The 14,258-nt window shown below is 35.9% G+C and carries 16 protein-coding genes, 2 pseudogenes and 1 riboswitch; of the genes and pseudogenes, 8 read left to right on the forward strand and 10 right to left on the reverse strand.

What is annotated here, in order from left to right; translation table 11 throughout:
- Positions 1–29 precede the first annotated feature (29 nt).
- Both AC0ONG_RS13720 and AC0ONG_RS13725 read right to left on the reverse strand, forming a co-directional pair.
- Positions 30–500 (reverse strand): GNAT family N-acetyltransferase, encoded by a 471-nt coding sequence (locus AC0ONG_RS13720; RefSeq protein WP_001198087.1) that lies wholly within the window; start codon positions 498–500, stop codon positions 30–32.
- A 17-nt stretch (positions 501–517) separates the two neighbouring features.
- Positions 518–919 carry a DUF3980 domain-containing protein gene (locus tag AC0ONG_RS13725; RefSeq protein WP_002082559.1) on the reverse strand — a complete coding sequence of 134 codons (402 nt, stop codon included), beginning with the start codon at positions 917–919 and terminating at the stop codon, positions 518–520.
- 96 nt (positions 920–1,015) lie between these two features.
- Between AC0ONG_RS13725 and AC0ONG_RS13730 the strand changes: the two genes are divergently transcribed.
- Positions 1,016–1,468, forward strand: a complete 453-nt coding sequence (locus AC0ONG_RS13730) for an NUDIX hydrolase (RefSeq protein WP_000624007.1) — start codon at positions 1,016–1,018, stop codon at positions 1,466–1,468.
- Positions 1,469–1,501: 33 nt separating this feature from the next.
- Here the strand turns inward: AC0ONG_RS13730 and AC0ONG_RS13735 are convergent, their stop codons facing one another.
- Positions 1,502–2,413: a DMT family transporter gene (locus tag AC0ONG_RS13735; RefSeq protein ID WP_000832991.1), complete on the reverse strand. Its 912-nt coding sequence runs from the start codon at positions 2,411–2,413 to the stop codon at positions 1,502–1,504.
- A 124-nt stretch (positions 2,414–2,537) separates the two neighbouring features.
- On the opposite strand from AC0ONG_RS13735, the gene pdxR reads away from it, so the two are divergent.
- Together pdxR and AC0ONG_RS13745 are read left to right on the forward strand one after the other, a co-directional pair.
- Positions 2,538–3,989, forward strand: a complete 1,452-nt coding sequence (pdxR, locus tag AC0ONG_RS13740; protein WP_000454934.1) for a MocR-like pyridoxine biosynthesis transcription factor PdxR — start codon at positions 2,538–2,540, stop codon at positions 3,987–3,989.
- Between the two features lie 70 nt (positions 3,990–4,059).
- Positions 4,060–4,500, forward strand: a complete 441-nt coding sequence (locus AC0ONG_RS13745; protein ID WP_000708771.1) for a YaiI/YqxD family protein — start codon at positions 4,060–4,062, stop codon at positions 4,498–4,500.
- Positions 4,501–4,586: 86 nt separating this feature from the next.
- Here the strand turns inward: AC0ONG_RS13745 and AC0ONG_RS13750 are convergent, their stop codons facing one another.
- The 6 genes from AC0ONG_RS13750 to AC0ONG_RS13775 all read right to left on the reverse strand — a co-directional run bounded on the left by AC0ONG_RS13750 (position 4,587) and on the right by AC0ONG_RS13775 (position 9,236).
- Positions 4,587–4,901 carry a DUF3892 domain-containing protein gene (locus AC0ONG_RS13750; RefSeq protein ID WP_000368862.1) on the reverse strand — a complete coding sequence of 105 codons (315 nt, stop codon included), beginning with the start codon at positions 4,899–4,901 and terminating at the stop codon, positions 4,587–4,589.
- Between the two features lie 79 nt (positions 4,902–4,980).
- Positions 4,981–5,805, reverse strand: coding sequence for a DUF2785 domain-containing protein (locus tag AC0ONG_RS13755; RefSeq protein ID WP_001006699.1), 825 nt, complete (start codon positions 5,803–5,805; stop codon positions 4,981–4,983).
- 123 nt (positions 5,806–5,928) lie between these two features.
- Positions 5,929–6,594 (reverse strand): nucleoside/nucleotide kinase family protein, encoded by a 666-nt coding sequence (locus AC0ONG_RS13760; protein ID WP_001080542.1) that lies wholly within the window; start codon positions 6,592–6,594, stop codon positions 5,929–5,931.
- 134 nt (positions 6,595–6,728) lie between these two features.
- On the reverse strand, positions 6,729–7,472 hold the full coding sequence (locus AC0ONG_RS13765) for a metallophosphoesterase family protein (protein ID WP_136997210.1): 744 nt from the start codon (positions 7,470–7,472) through the stop codon (positions 6,729–6,731).
- Between the two features lie 13 nt (positions 7,473–7,485).
- The gene (locus tag AC0ONG_RS13770; RefSeq protein ID WP_000665367.1) at positions 7,486–8,424 is read right to left on the reverse strand and encodes an aminoglycoside phosphotransferase family protein; all 939 of its coding nucleotides are present in this window, start codon (positions 8,422–8,424) and stop codon (positions 7,486–7,488) included.
- A gap of 14 nt (positions 8,425–8,438) precedes the next feature.
- The gene (locus tag AC0ONG_RS13775) at positions 8,439–9,236 is read right to left on the reverse strand and encodes a VOC family protein (protein ID WP_016098661.1); all 798 of its coding nucleotides are present in this window, start codon (positions 9,234–9,236) and stop codon (positions 8,439–8,441) included.
- A 98-nt stretch (positions 9,237–9,334) separates the two neighbouring features.
- On the opposite strand from AC0ONG_RS13775, the gene AC0ONG_RS13780 reads away from it, so the two are divergent.
- Positions 9,335–10,345 carry a sulfite exporter TauE/SafE family protein gene (locus AC0ONG_RS13780; protein ID WP_002082558.1) on the forward strand — a complete coding sequence of 337 codons (1,011 nt, stop codon included), beginning with the start codon at positions 9,335–9,337 and terminating at the stop codon, positions 10,343–10,345.
- 39 nt (positions 10,346–10,384) lie between these two features.
- Here the strand turns inward: AC0ONG_RS13780 and AC0ONG_RS13785 are convergent, their stop codons facing one another.
- Complete coding sequence (locus AC0ONG_RS13785; RefSeq protein WP_016077516.1) at positions 10,385–10,834, reverse strand: GNAT family N-acetyltransferase; 450 nt, start codon at positions 10,832–10,834, stop codon at positions 10,385–10,387.
- Between the two features lie 321 nt (positions 10,835–11,155).
- A riboswitch (Lysine riboswitch) is annotated at positions 11,156–11,347 on the forward strand.
- Positions 11,348–11,459: 112 nt separating this feature from the next.
- Here AC0ONG_RS13785 and AC0ONG_RS13790 point away from each other — a divergent pair.
- The 4 genes and pseudogenes from AC0ONG_RS13790 to AC0ONG_RS13805 form a co-directional block, all read left to right on the forward strand.
- Positions 11,460–12,926 (forward strand): amino acid permease, encoded by a 1,467-nt coding sequence (locus AC0ONG_RS13790; protein ID WP_001083394.1) that lies wholly within the window; start codon positions 11,460–11,462, stop codon positions 12,924–12,926.
- Positions 12,927–13,039: 113 nt separating this feature from the next.
- Positions 13,040–13,345, forward strand: coding sequence for an iron-sulfur cluster biosynthesis family protein (locus tag AC0ONG_RS13795; protein ID WP_001026197.1), 306 nt, complete (start codon positions 13,040–13,042; stop codon positions 13,343–13,345).
- Between the two features lie 33 nt (positions 13,346–13,378).
- Positions 13,379–13,819, forward strand: a pseudogene (locus tag AC0ONG_RS13800) (hypothetical protein); the annotation flags it as partial.
- A gap of 10 nt (positions 13,820–13,829) precedes the next feature.
- Positions 13,830–14,140, forward strand: a pseudogene (locus tag AC0ONG_RS13805) (tetracycline resistance MFS efflux pump); the annotation flags it as partial.
- Between the last annotated feature and the right edge of the window lie 118 nt (positions 14,141–14,258).

Genomic DNA, 14,258 nt, shown 5'->3' on the forward strand with positions numbered 1-14,258 from the left:
AAAAAGGCTACCGTTAAGCTAGCCTACTTTTACACATTTTTCAAAAACAAAACTCTACTACCGCCGTTCCCATCATAATTTGTATGTACCGATACACCCTCTACCTCATCATCCCCGGCCTCAATTCGAAAACCGATTTCTTGATGAAACTGTATCGACTTTTTGTTAATTGGTGACGTAATTGCTTTTACAACTTTACGATTATTTGCACGAGCGATATCAAAGAAATAAGAATACAATGTCGATGCGATTCCTCTTCTTCTATACTTCGGATTGACACCGATAAAATGAACATATGCTTCATCTTTATATGTTTGTGAAAAGAATCCACATAAGAAACCTAACGTTTCGCCATCTTCTTCAATGATAAAACTCGTTTCTTGAAAATGAACGAAGAACAGTTTTGGCAACATAGCAGCCATATCTCTACCGCCCCACCAATCATTTAAAACAGAATGAATCTTTACATAATCTTCCCCTTGGATGTTTCTTACTTGCATATGTTTCTCCCTTTCACTCACTTCATTTTTTCATAAATTTTAATAACCGTTTCTACTAAAAGGATGAATACCCATATTCCACAAAATACAAGAACAGACTGAAATATCGATCCAATTATCATAACACCAACTGCACCTGTTATTGAAAAAGATATTCCACCAAGCCCTGGATCCTGTATAAATGCTCCAGCAGAAAAAGCGGTTATAATTGATACTATTAAATAAATAACACTCATTATTTTTAATATTTTTATAGAAAGATACGAAGTTTGTTCTTTCTCCACTTGTGATAATTCGATTTCCCCGCTCGCAATTCCTTTTTGCAAACAGTCCTCACATAAAAATTCTTCCTTAATTTTTTTACCCCCATGTATTGTACCCGTTATCTCTTTACAACTTGAACATTTTCGATTTATCATGTTGTTACCACTCCAATCTATTAAGATTATACTTATATCATTCTGCATTTACCTTAATATCCCTTTTATGTATTTTATAGAGAAAGGTCGTGTTTTATGATTTCAAAACTTACGTTTGGCTCGAAAAAGCGTACCGTTCATTATGTATTAAGACCTAGTTGTTATGCAGTTATTTTCCATTCATCTTCTTCAATGATTGCTGTTATCCAAAAAGGAGACCGTTATTTTTTACCTGGTGGTGGTATGGAAGGTACCGAAACAAAAGATGAATGCTTACATCGTGAACTACTAGAGGAATTAGGATGGGCAATTGAAATTGATCAGTATATCGGTAATGCGGCACGATATTTTTATGCAGAGAAAGAAGATACATATTATTTAAACGATGGGTTCTTTTATATTGCGAACATGGTGCAGAAACAAACTGAAAACTGTGGGGAGGATCATGTTTTACGATGGATGTCTCCATTACTTGCTGTTAAGCTTCTCATTCACGATCATCAAAAATGGGCGGTTGAACAAGCACTTTTATTACGAAAACAAAAATGATCTCCTTCTATATGAAAGAGATCATTTTTACTATTAACTGACTTTTTTCAAATTGAAAGCAGGCTTTTTCATTCCACCTTTTTTTACAACATATAAGCCGATGAAGATAATAAGTCCGCCAACGAGTTGCATCATATTAATTTGCTCTCCAATTGTAACTGCCGCAAAGATAACTGCGAACAATGGTACGAGATACATATAAACCATTACTTTCGTTGAGCCTATTTGACTAATACCGACATACCACATTGCTAGTCCGAAGATGGTCGCAAAGATGATTGAATATGCTAGTGAACCCCAGCTTGGCGTATCTACTGGCCATGTTAAAGAGTTTACGTTGAATAAACAGTATATAACAAGTGGTACAATTCCAATTAAAGTAGACCATGATGTAACTCTCATTGCGGAGTATTTTGTAATAAGAGGTTGCGCTAATATTGGATACCATCCCCACGCAATTGCTGCGACTAATCCAATTACATTTCCGAGCCACGCATATTCGTAAGTAGCTCCTCCTGTATGTCCTGTTAATAAAACAAATGCTGCACCAATAAACGCTACTATTGAACCAATTTGTACTTTCATCGAAAAACGTTCTTGTTTGTGCAATACTGCTAATATCCCTGTAAATATAGGTGACATCGCAATTAATAATGAGGCGTTCGTTGCTGAAGTATATTTCACAGATAACATAAACATCGTTTGATACATTGCTGTACCAACGATACCGACTACTACTAATCGTAACCAATCTTTTCTTTCAATACGTAATGAGCGTTCCATCATAAATGTAATAAGTAATAAGACCGGTGATGCTACTAAAAATCGTAAACTATTAAATTGAATGGATGACATATATGCCACGCCATACTTTCCTATTGTATAATTTGCTCCCCATACTAACGCTACTGATACTAGGAGCCATTCCATTTGCCATCTTTTCATCCGAATCTCCCCTTCCATATTTAGCATAGTAAAATTGGCTGGATATAGCACCGTCCAATTGGCTGTTTTTTTACCCAGCCAATTTGTTATACTTAATGTATATAAGAGATACGGAGGCGTTTGTATGGAATGGAAGCTAGATAGTGACAGTAAAATCCCTATTTATCAGCAAGTGGTTGACTTTATTGAAAAACGTATTACATATGGAGAACTTCCTCCAGGAAGCTTCCTCCCTTCAGAACGGAAATTAGCTACGCAGTTAAATGTAAACAGAAGTACAGTAACGACTGCTTATAATGAACTTCGTGCTATGGGAATTGTAGAAAGTACGACTGGTAAAGGTACACGTGTGAGTACACATATGTGGGGCGTTTCTCCAACATTAACGCCGAACTGGAGAAATTTCGTAGAAGGTGGTACTTTTTTACCAAACTTACCACTACTTCGCCATATTCGGGCAGAAGTACAACAAAATGAAAATATTATAGATTTCGCTAATGGAGAACTCGGTTGTAATCTTTATCCTCACGATCAACTACAAACGATTTTACGTGAACAACCGTTAACGCATTCATTAAGTTACGATCATCCGCAAGGCTATCTCCCGCTAAGACAAGCGGTCGTAAAATATATGAAGGAATATTTAAAAGTTGAGGCGACTGAACAATCCATTATGATTACATCCGGCGCTCAACAAGCACTGCACCTTATCGTGCAATGTTTATTAAATCCAGGTGATGCTGTTGCTTTCGAAAGTCCTTCACACTGTTATTCCCTGCCGTTATTCCAATCAGCAGGTATTCGTATTTTCCCATTACCTGTCGATGAACACGGCATTAATCCAGACGATGTACAAGAGCTATACAGAAAGCACCGCATTAAAATGATTTTTTTAAATCCAAATTTCCAAAACCCTACGGGGACGATGCTTCATCCAAACCGTAGAAAAAAACTATTATCACTTTGCGCAGATTTACGAATTGCAATCGTTGAAGATGATCCATCTAGTTTGCTGACGCTAGAAAAGAAACAACCTTGTCCTACTTTGAAATCAATAGATGAAAATGGAACTGTCATTTATGTACATTCTTTATCAAAAATGATTGCGCCAGGATTACGAGTCGGTTGGCTTGTCGCCCCGCAGTCTGTCGTAGAGCGATTATCAGATGCACGGCACCAAATGGAATTAGGAATGAGTATTTTCCCGCAGTGGCTTATGCAACAATTTTTTGAAACTGTACCATTTCAGTCTCATATCGTACCGTTACGAAAACAACTAGCAGAAAAAAGAGACGTTATCGTTCGTGCCCTAAACGAGCAACTTCATGATAAAATCTCTTTTTCAAACCCTACTGGTGGTATATACATTTGGGGGAAATTAAAAGAACCTATAAACGAAAAACAAATCATTATGCAAAGTTTAAAACAAGAAATTGCTTTTATGCCAGGTAGTATTTTCGGTGCGAAAGATGGTTATATACGTTTATCTTATGGAAAAGTGGATATTGATCAAATTGAGGAAGGTATTTCTCGTTTACGCGAGGCTATTTTGGTATGTGAAAATAACTTTAAATAAAGCTTTCTCGTTTGACAAAACCTAAATCTACCATTATTATCAACTCGAACCTATTTATAGGAGTGATAAAATGAAGATTTACGTTGATGCAGATGCTTGTCCTGTAAAAGATGTAATTATTTTTGAGGCTACGAATGTGGAAATTCCTGTTACCCTCGTTACTAGCTTTTCACATTATTCTAATGCAGAGCAGCCAAAAGGTGTCGAAACAATTTATGTTGATTCTGGAGCAGATGCTGCAGATTACCGGATTATGCAGTTAGCAAAAAAAGAAGATTTAATCGTAACGCAAGATTACGGTCTTGCTTCACTCGCTTTAGCAAAAGGCTGTATCGTACTACACCATAAAGGCTATAAGTATACGAATGACAACATTGAACAATTGTTACAAACACGGTATTTAAGTGCAATGGTTCGCAAAAGCGGTAAGCGTACAAAGGGACCGAAACCATTTACAGCAGAAGATAAAGAGAAATTTAGAGCACTCTTTAAAAGTATGATCGCTCATTAAAGATGAACCTTCTTTTCGCAAGGAAAACTTCGCAACACAAAGAAGAGAATATCCAAATGAACATTCTCTTCTTGAGGTTTACCCGTTTAAAATGAAGGTAAATTATCTAAGTTATTTTCCTTTATTCCATCAGGTTCACTACGTATAATATCTCTGCCATACTTATGAAATACGTCTACATGAGCTAACTTCCCTGATTTTGCTTCTTCAAGGGCAGTCATATAATCTAACTCTCTCCCGCTACTTGTTTTAAACGCAATTAAATCACCATCATCATTTTTACGAACAGCAACAATTTGTTCTGCTCCTGAATTAACTTCATGGTCTACTTCAAATTGAGCTTGTTCTTCTCCTTGATGTAAGTAATCATTATAAACTTTTTCAAAGTCTTTATTGTCCATAACATTCACCTCCAACACATTTTTTAGTATGGTTGGGAGGTAGTGGTTTTATGTACTTTTCTCTTAGAAAAACGTATTTTTAATACCTACGCAACCCTTTCAAAGTCTCCAATATATCCTCTGTAAAGGCTGTACTACCTTCTGTCTCTAAAACTCTGAAATAAAAACTTCTTAAGAAAGTTCTAATATTTTGTACTAAAATAGCATGCTGCGGATGTCGGATATCTTCAACCGTTGCTATACTATGTAGCCAATTGCTCCACTCTTCTTCAGTTAAAAGATTTTGGTTACGTAAAGACATAATCGGCTTTACTAACCTCTCATCTTCAAAGTGCACATACACGTAATCACTTAATCGAACCTTCTGACGAACAGCTGCAAGAATCGCATATGAAAACTCACGATTTTGGATTGTACGTGCTAAAGCATCGAGCGCATCTGCTGCATGTGCAGTAGAGTGTGCCCAGCCTTTTCCTTCTACGTATCCTCTTACATCTTCTTCTAAATATACATATTCTAGTACTTGTTCTGCCACACTATACAGCTGTTCTTCAGATAACAGTGGTTCTCTTTCATGAACAGATAAAATAAGCGGCGGAATTAATACAGAGAACGCACGTTTAAAGACAGAATCTGTTCCCTTTTCACCAATTTTATAAAATAAATAATCAGGGCTAATTGCTTGCAGCATTAATCCTCGTAATTCTTTTTGTCTAAACACATCATTTGTAATCCATTTGTAAAGCGTACTATAAATTAAATCATCGCGTAATTCAGCATCAGTTGACCCGATATAATCTAACATCCACTGTGCATATGGATAAGCATCTACGTCTTCTGGTACAGCATAATTATTATTTTTAATTTGTAGTAGTTCTTCTTTTAGTTCTAGTACTTCATTCATTATATTTCTTGTCCCCTTTTTGCGTTTTTTATTGTCTTATCCCCTTTTATTTGCTTCATAAAATTAATTTAATTATAACAATAAACAAAAGGCTATACATATATTTCTGATTATGTAATACGCTCATTCATGAAATATAACTTCTGGATTTCCTAAATCACTATTCTGAAATACAACATCCGCACAACTTTTCGGATTATGCTCATCTATATACATCTTACAGGCCGCATGATATCTGTTTAAAAACATTTTCTCAGCTTCTTCATAACTTCCAAAAGCCTCAGTCTCGCGCTTTGCACCACGTTTTCTCGCAATCTCAAAATCTGTATCTACGAAAATTTTATAGTCAAATAAATGCTCTACGTCTTTTTTCAATAGAAACGTCCCATCTACTATTAGTACCATATTAGGTTGAGCCAATAGCTGCCCATTATGGACAGGTATATCCGTTATTAAGTTATGAGAAATCGTATCATATTGTAAATTCCCGTTAGGCCCTAAAGGCTTTAATAATCTTTCTTTGAAAGCTGTATAATCGTGTGCATCTTCATAATACCCTCTTGCAGATTCTTTTCCTTGCGCGTATCGAATTGCTCTCGGATTATGAAAATCATCAATGCTGGCGCGTGTTACTGGTAATCCTCGTTTTTTTATTCCTTCCGCTAGTTCGTTTGCAAATGTTGTTTTTCCCGACGCTGTAATACCACTTACTCCAACTCTTGTTGGATGGGTTAAGTTTAGCTTTAAAATATGATCTGCAATTTTTTTGATTTGTTGTTTTCGGTTCATGATATTGCCTCCACACAATCGGTTTACATAATATAATTATGAGTTATAACTTATGTCGCTATTTGTCGGAAAGTCAATATTCTTTTTCGAATCGTCGATATATCGAAAAAAATCGTTGATATATTATGATTGGCTTACTTTCCCTTAAACCCTCGATATAAAGCAGTCCGTAATTCTTGTTTGTATTCTTCAATTTCTGGCATATCGAGTTCTTCTGCTAGTCTGATGGCTAGTTCAATATCATACGGTACTCGTACGAGTTGAATAGAAAAGCTCGCTGCTTCTTTTTCATTGTAAGTTCCTTCAAATATTAAATAGGAAGCTTGTGTTATTTCAAGTGGGTTTCCTACGCTACCGGCATTACATAACGTTTTCCCTCTGAAATTTTGAACGAACGCTTGGTGAACGTCACCGTAACAAACGACATCTGGTTTTCTTTCCCCTTCTATATTCTCTGTGAGCTCACTATTTTCGAACATACTAATACGCTCTTCTCTTGAGGCATGTGGTTGAATTCTTTCATATAAACTTCTCGGTGAAGCGTGGAACATACGGATCAGTTTGCCGCTCATAAAAAATTCGATTGAAAATGGTAAGCTTCTTAAATAGTCATTTTGTTCTTCCGATAATTGTTTTTGATGCCATTTTAACGTTCCAAATTCAGTCGGTTTTGTAATGAAATCATCCCAGTTCCCCATTACAACTCCTTCACATTCTTTACGAATGATTTCAATCACTTCGCTAGAATGAGGACCTTTTCCGACTAAATCTCCAAGACACACGACGCGCTCGATTCCTCTTAATTTAATATCTTGCAGTACAGATTCTAATGCTGGAATATTACCATGTATATCTGAAATTACCGCTATTTTATCCAAATGAATCCCTCCATTACTTATAGTTTATTATATCCTCATGTAGTAATTGATACCATTTTGGAATATAGGATGAAAAATGATTATGATCTTCTAAAATTCCGTTCAATCTTTCCTTCATATCATTTACTAAATGTGGCGTGCTTCGGTTTGTCCATACGATATCAGCTGGGAATGTCATTGCTGCATATAATGAGTACAGTTTCCAAAAATGAAGCGACGGTTCGCCTCCGCAATATCCGTGAACTTGTCCAACCGCAAATGGTTTACTTATTCTTGTAGTAAAAATCGCTACGTTATAAAAATCATGTATTGGATCACCAAAATCATATCCACCAAAATCGATAACGATAAACTCCTTATTATGAATCATACTATTTGCTGGATGGAAGTCATCGTGTAAAAAGGTAATAGGGCGATTTTTCAATAATTGTTTATGCTCCCCTACAAATCTTAATACTGGCTTCAAATCAAGGAAGTCTATTTCATAATTTGCTAACGCTTCTACGTATCTTTCGTATTTATTCCATCGAACCGTTTCCCATTTATTACTTGCACTTTCTCTTCCAATTGAGTGAATCCTCTTTAGTACTTCTCCTGCTTTTCTTCCTGCATGGTACTGTTCTTCCACGGCTAGCTTCCCTAAACCTTCTTCACCATTTATACCTTGGATCCATTCAAATACTTGAACACATTTATTTATTTGTTCAAGTTTTATAAAATGAATTAACTTAGGCGTTGGAATATGTAATGACTCTAATTTTTTCATATACATATATTCTTCTTGTTTACGTTCAAAATGAACAGCATCACATACTTTTACAAAATATGTTACTCTGTTTTCTAACTCTATTTTATATTTCTCTTCATGTGAAAAACCTTTTGATATAGCTGTACACTTTACAATATGAGGCCATTCTAGTTTTCTCTCTATCTCTCTAAGCGTTTCCTTCACAACGTTCACCTCTATCAATATATGTACAAACTACCTAGCACTTCATGCTCTTGTTTATTTTCTCCTTTAAATTCCACCGCAAAAGGATTTTCGCCATTCTTATTCAGATGTTCTAGCACTAGCCCTTCTCCAATCGGCTCACAAAACTGCACATGAATATCTCCAAATACTACACTTTGACACTCGGCATTCCATTTTTCACTTTTCACAACTGAGCTTGTAGATAGCCCCATTACTTCTTTCCATTTCCGCACCGTTTCTCGAACGTTTTTCACTGCATAATGGATCGTTTCAATTTGTTGTACTTTATTTTTATGTTCAGTGATCGTTCCAATGTTACGTAAATCATTTCTTCTTTCTTCGTCCGTTTCATTCCATTGTATAAAGAAAGGTAATTTCGGTCCGTTCTCTTCTTGCTTTACAAATAACATTTTCCATTCTAAAAGGCGGCCATCTTTTCTCATACGTTTCCCTTCAAATGGTCCTATCGTATGTAAACCGTGCTTACTAAACTTTACTGCTAGGTCTTCAATTGCATCTGCTCGAATTGCGATTTGCAGCATTCCTTCTCCGTCTTGTAATTTCACTACTGTTTCTTGTACTAATGGATTGTCTGCTTCTTTCGCTTTTTCTTCATGCTGCACTGCTAAAAATTCGATATATGATAAATCAAAATAACATAAACTATTCCAAGTACCCCAAGTAATATGCTCTCCACCTATTGCAGTATAAAATCCGTGCGCCTGCATTTGTTTTGCCGCTTCTTCCGGTGTACAATGTACGGCGTGTACTAGATGATCAAATCGCAACATGTCCTTCTCCCCTTTCTCTCCATCCTTTTATTGTATATTTTATTTTTCTTGCATTCAATTCAAAAAACTTTAAAACCCAGTTGATTTATACGATTAATATGTATTATAATGAAACAAATTTAATTATTGCTGATTGGAAAAACCAAAGGCACTTTTCTCATACGGGAAAAGTGCCTTTTTCATTTATTATTACAGGGGGATTATTTATGCAGAAATTAATTGTCTTTGCTATTATCGGATTTTTCGCTCAATTGATCGATGGGGCACTTGGAATGGCGTATGGGGTAACATCTACCTCACTATTATTAATGTTTGGTATCGCACCGGCTGTAGCTTCCGCTTCTGTTCATTTAGCTGAAGTCGTTACAACCGCCGCTTCCGGCGCATCTCATATCAAATTTGGAAACGTTGATAAATATACAGTTTCCAGACTTACATTACCTGGAGCAATTGGTGCATTTGTTGGGGCATGTTTTTTAAGTAATTTACCTGGCGATGTAATTAAACCGTACATTTCCGTTTTTTTATTTACTTTAGGGGTTTATATTTTATTACGATTCGTCCTTCAAAAACAAATTGTTGCTTCAAATAAGCGTATGTCTGCAAAACAACTTGTGCCGCTTGGTTTATTCGCTGGATTCGTTGATTCAACTGGTGGCGGTGGCTGGGGGCCGATTACGACACCAGTTCTTCTAGCAAGAGGAAATGAAGCTAGAAAAGTTATTGGATCTGTAGATACGAGTGAATTTCCTGTTTCACTCGCTGCAACAATTGGTTTCTTCATCTCACTTGGCTGGGAACAAGTAAGCTGGGTTTGGGTATTTGCCTTAATGCTTGGCGGTATTGTCGCAGCTCCAATTGCTGCATGGTTAGTTCGTATCGTTCCAGCACATTTACTTGGGGTATTAGTTGGTGGTCTTATTATCTTTACGAATATACGTACACTGCTGACTACATTTAAAGTGGATCCAACTATTATTTCACTTTCTTACGTGGCAGTTGGTCTTGTCGTTATTATTTCTATTTTCATTGCTGTTCGCAATCATTCCAAGCGTTCTAACGCATCGACAGCCGGATATCCGAATGATCAAAAACAAATGCTACCATAACGATAAAAATACCGCCCGATATACTTCGAGCGGTATTTTTTATTTTTCTATTTTCCAATTAATCATCGTTTCTGTAGCATTTACTCTCTTCATATGTAACTTTTCTAAAACACGAATCGAACTATAGTTATCTAGGATTGTCTCTGCAATTATTGTTTCTACCTCTCCTGTTTTGAAAGCCCAATCGATTAGTTCTCTTACAGCTTCTGTTGCATAGCCCTGATTCCAATATTTCTCAATAAATCCATAGCCAATTTCTACTGTTTGATTCTCGTTTGGTTTCCCTTTAAACCCAATATCACCTAAAACGCTATCATCTTCTTTCCGAAGAACATACCACGCGCCCCATGGTAATATAGCTGCATCTTGTTTTACATTCTTTACATGCCCTACAATATGCGGACCGCTATTGTATCCTTGCTCGTTAGCAATTTGAATCCTCTCTTCTGTACACGGCACTATATAGAGCCTTTCTGTTTCTAATTTCATATTGATTTCCCCTTTTTACTTAAACGTTACTCTAATTATAACAAATAATATGACTTTATCATGAATGTCGAATTATATTTTTCTGAATTTTCTTTTTATTTAGAGGGTTTTTCAATATTTTTTGCGAAACATTTGTATAACAATTTTTTCTTTGCTTATTGCTACATAATAATAGGTTCGGGTGGAGTTTTGCAAGCGTTTCCTATACAATAACCGATATTTTTTGACTTTTCCTAACAAAATATCTTGCAATATATTCAGAAAGTCATTACAATTGCCATATATTAAAAATCTTAGCAATATATCAAATCCTCATCAATCCGATGAGGTAGAGGTTGCGACTTTTATGAGTAAAACGGACGAGACACAGAGAATGTCACCAACTCCGTTTGAAAGGAAAGGTTGCCGAAGTTTATATTTCTTCTCTGGAAATATGAGCTGGGGCTGTCTCCGAAAGGAACAGAACTGTCACGTTTACAAATTACCGTGTAAACGTGGGGTGCTATCTTAACGGAAGGGTATGATGGGGTGGTTATTTGTGAAACGTTCCGCCAAATTCCTTTGGCGGTTTTTTGTATTTTTCTCCCCCGCTCCTTCCTAACCTACAAGAAAAGGAGTGTTGAACATGAATAGCGCAACAAATCAATCTACCTCTAAAACGCAAACTACACAAGGACAAGGTGAATTAAAACGCGGATTAAAATCTCGTCACCTTACGATGATTTCTCTCGGTGGTACAATTGGTACCGGACTATTTCTTGCCAGCGGTGGTGTCATCCATACAGCTGGACCTGGTGGCGCATTAATTGCATACGCCGCAATTGGAATTATGGTTTATTTTTTAATGACAAGCTTAGCTGAACTTGCAGCTTACATGCCTGTTACTGGATCTTTTAGTACGTATGCAACAAAATTTGTTGATCCATCACTTGGCTTTGCACTTGGATGGAACTATTGGTATAACTGGGCAATTACGATTGCTGCTGAACTTGCAGCTGTAACATTAATTATGAAATTTTGGTTCCCAGATACTCCTTCTCTTATTTGGAGTGGATTATGTTTAGCTATTATTTTCCTTTTAAACTATTTATCTGTTAAAGGGTTTGGTGAATCTGAATATTGGTTCGCACTTATTAAAGTAGTTACTATTATTATCTTTTTAATTGTTGGTTTCATGATGATTTTCGGAATTATGGGCGGCGAAACTGTTGGATTTAAAAACTTCACAGTTGCAGATGCACCATTTAACGGCGGTATCATGGCAATTATCGGTGTATTTATGGCAGCTGGTTTCTCCTTCCAAGGAACTGAATTATTAGGAGTAGCTGCTGGTGAAACATCTGATCCAGAACGTAATATCCCAAAAGCAATTCGTTCAATCTTTTGGCGTATTCTTTTATTCTATATCCTTGCGATTCTCGTTATCGGTTTACTAATTCCTTATACAACTGAAAGCCTTGCTGCAAGTGATGTAACAGTAAGTCCGTTTACACTTATTTTTGAAAAAGCGGGCGTTGCCTTTGCTGCTTCTGTTATGAACGCTGTTATTTTAACTGCTGTACTATCTGCTGGTAACTCTGGTATGTATGCATCAACTCGTATGCTTTGGGATTTAGCTCGCCAAGGAAAAGCACCAAAGTTTCTTGGTAAATTAGATAGCCGCGGTGTACCTGTTAACGCATTAATCGTAACGTCAATTGTTGGTAGTATTGCTTTCATTGCTTCTTTATTCGGTGACGGTGTTGTATACATTTGGTTATTAAACGCATCTGGAATGTCTGGTTTTATCGCATGGGTCGGAATTGCAATTAGTCATTACCGTTTCCGTAAAGCATATATCGCACAAGGAAAAGATTTAAAAGACTTACCATATAGAGCAAAATGGTTCCCATTCGGTCCAATCTTCGCATTTACACTTTGTATCATCGTAATTTTAGGACAAAACTACGGCGCATTTATGGGTGAAGCAATTGATTGGAACGGTGTACTCGTTTCTTACATCGGTTTACCACTCTTCTTAGTACTATGGTTAGGTTATAAATTTACGAAAAAAACAAAAGTGATTCCACTTGATAAATGTGAACTAAAATAAAGTGAAACGAGCAAACAAATTTGTTTGCTCGTTTTTTGTTGCAAACCTCTTTCCTTTATTATTGCTCCTGTTTTTGCAATAATAAAGGAAATATAAATAAAGGTTGGGATACAATGAACATTCGTATTACTGATGAAGCAAAAGCAGCTATACGTAGATTAGAACGTGAAGATAAAAAGATCGTTCGCATTAGAGGAACAATGACGAACTCTTGTAGTATTTTCGTTGATGTCGATTTAATTTGGGATACATATAACGCAGATGATGTTGTATATGAAGATGTAGAGCTTATCGTACAAATGGATTCATTCACGAAAGAATACACTGGTGATACAGTGAAACTTGATTATAAGACGACAGGTTTTAGTATTACGACTCCGAGTGAGACTTTAGTTTATGGATTGTCGATTAAAAAATAAAAATTGTTTTCATTTGACCACCGAGGTGAAAAAATGGGTAAATATGTTCCGTTAAAATTTTTATTTAATGAAGAATTAGCAGAGAAAATAGCTGATTCTATTTGTAAACACGATCCTAATTTTTCTAAAAGAATCTTTGTAGATTCTGTAACATATAAAGTTGAAAATTTAGAGTTAAAACAACGTATTGAAGTAATAGCAGATGAATTACACAATGCTTTACAAAAAGATTTTAATGTAGCAATACATATATTACTGAAAACATTAGGACCAGAAAATACAACAGAAGTAGGCACATTCACAAACGGATATATGTACATGCCTATCGCAAAATACGTTGAAAAATATGGTCTGAACGATTTTGAAACCTCATTCAACACCATGTATGAAATAACGAAAAGGAATAACGCTGAATATGCCATTCGGCCTTTTCTTGAAACATACCATGAAGACACACTAGACATATTACAACAGTGAGTTCATGACCAAAACAGTTATCTCTATCAGTGTTTCAGTAGTTTGGAACAAAAGGCTGCTGGTACTAGAATGAGTTTGCTTAATTTCCCAGGCTTTCTAACGAAAGGAATGGGGATTGCGATTGTAGGTGGATTATTATCGATACATTTGCTAAACCGAAAATTACTACCTATGAATGCTAATTCTTTCACTCATTTGTATAGTAATTTACTATTACTTTTTGCAGGAATCATATTGATTAGCTGGTTGGTTACTATGAAAATGTATAAATGCTCCAGAAGAAATATATATCAAGTGAAAAGATTCATTTTTCAATAACTTTTTTGTTATATTTTTCAATCTAGTGACGTTTCTTACATCAAGATTAAACAACTATATTTTTAACCCCGATCTAAATTTAGATCGGGTTATACTTATTTGGACTTTTGAAATTAAA

Source organism: Bacillus sp. TCT6 (assembly GCF_056033845.1).

What these genes read in the sequence shown, in the direction of transcription:
- AC0ONG_RS13750 (WP_000368862.1), bottom strand. Translation starts at nt 4,901, where the DNA reads ATGGACAATAAAGACTTTGAAAAAGTTTATAATGATTACTTACATCAA.
- AC0ONG_RS13775 (WP_016098661.1), bottom strand. Translation starts at nt 9,236, where the DNA reads ATGTTGCGATTTGATCATCTAGTACACGCCGTACATTGTACACCGGAA.
- AC0ONG_RS13760 (WP_001080542.1), bottom strand. Translation starts at nt 6,594, where the DNA reads ATGAACCGAAAACAACAAATCAAAAAAATTGCAGATCATATTTTAAAG.
- AC0ONG_RS13720 (WP_001198087.1), bottom strand. Translation starts at nt 500, where the DNA reads ATGCAAGTAAGAAACATCCAAGGGGAAGATTATGTAAAGATTCATTCT.
- AC0ONG_RS13780 (WP_002082558.1), top strand. Translation starts at nt 9,335, where the DNA reads ATGTATTATAATGAAACAAATTTAATTATTGCTGATTGGAAAAACCAA.
- AC0ONG_RS13725 (WP_002082559.1), bottom strand. Translation starts at nt 919, where the DNA reads ATGATAAATCGAAAATGTTCAAGTTGTAAAGAGATAACGGGTACAATA.
- AC0ONG_RS13745 (WP_000708771.1), top strand. Translation starts at nt 4,060, where the DNA reads ATGAAGATTTACGTTGATGCAGATGCTTGTCCTGTAAAAGATGTAATT.
- AC0ONG_RS13755 (WP_001006699.1), bottom strand. Translation starts at nt 5,805, where the DNA reads ATGAATGAAGTACTAGAACTAAAAGAAGAACTACTACAAATTAAAAAT.
- AC0ONG_RS13730 (WP_000624007.1), top strand. Translation starts at nt 1,016, where the DNA reads ATGATTTCAAAACTTACGTTTGGCTCGAAAAAGCGTACCGTTCATTAT.
- AC0ONG_RS13795 (WP_001026197.1), top strand. Translation starts at nt 13,040, where the DNA reads ATGAACATTCGTATTACTGATGAAGCAAAAGCAGCTATACGTAGATTA.
- AC0ONG_RS13785 (WP_016077516.1), bottom strand. Translation starts at nt 10,834, where the DNA reads ATGAAATTAGAAACAGAAAGGCTCTATATAGTGCCGTGTACAGAAGAG.
- AC0ONG_RS13790 (WP_001083394.1), top strand. Translation starts at nt 11,460, where the DNA reads ATGAATAGCGCAACAAATCAATCTACCTCTAAAACGCAAACTACACAA.
- pdxR (WP_000454934.1), top strand. Translation starts at nt 2,538, where the DNA reads ATGGAATGGAAGCTAGATAGTGACAGTAAAATCCCTATTTATCAGCAA.
- AC0ONG_RS13735 (WP_000832991.1), bottom strand. Translation starts at nt 2,413, where the DNA reads ATGAAAAGATGGCAAATGGAATGGCTCCTAGTATCAGTAGCGTTAGTA.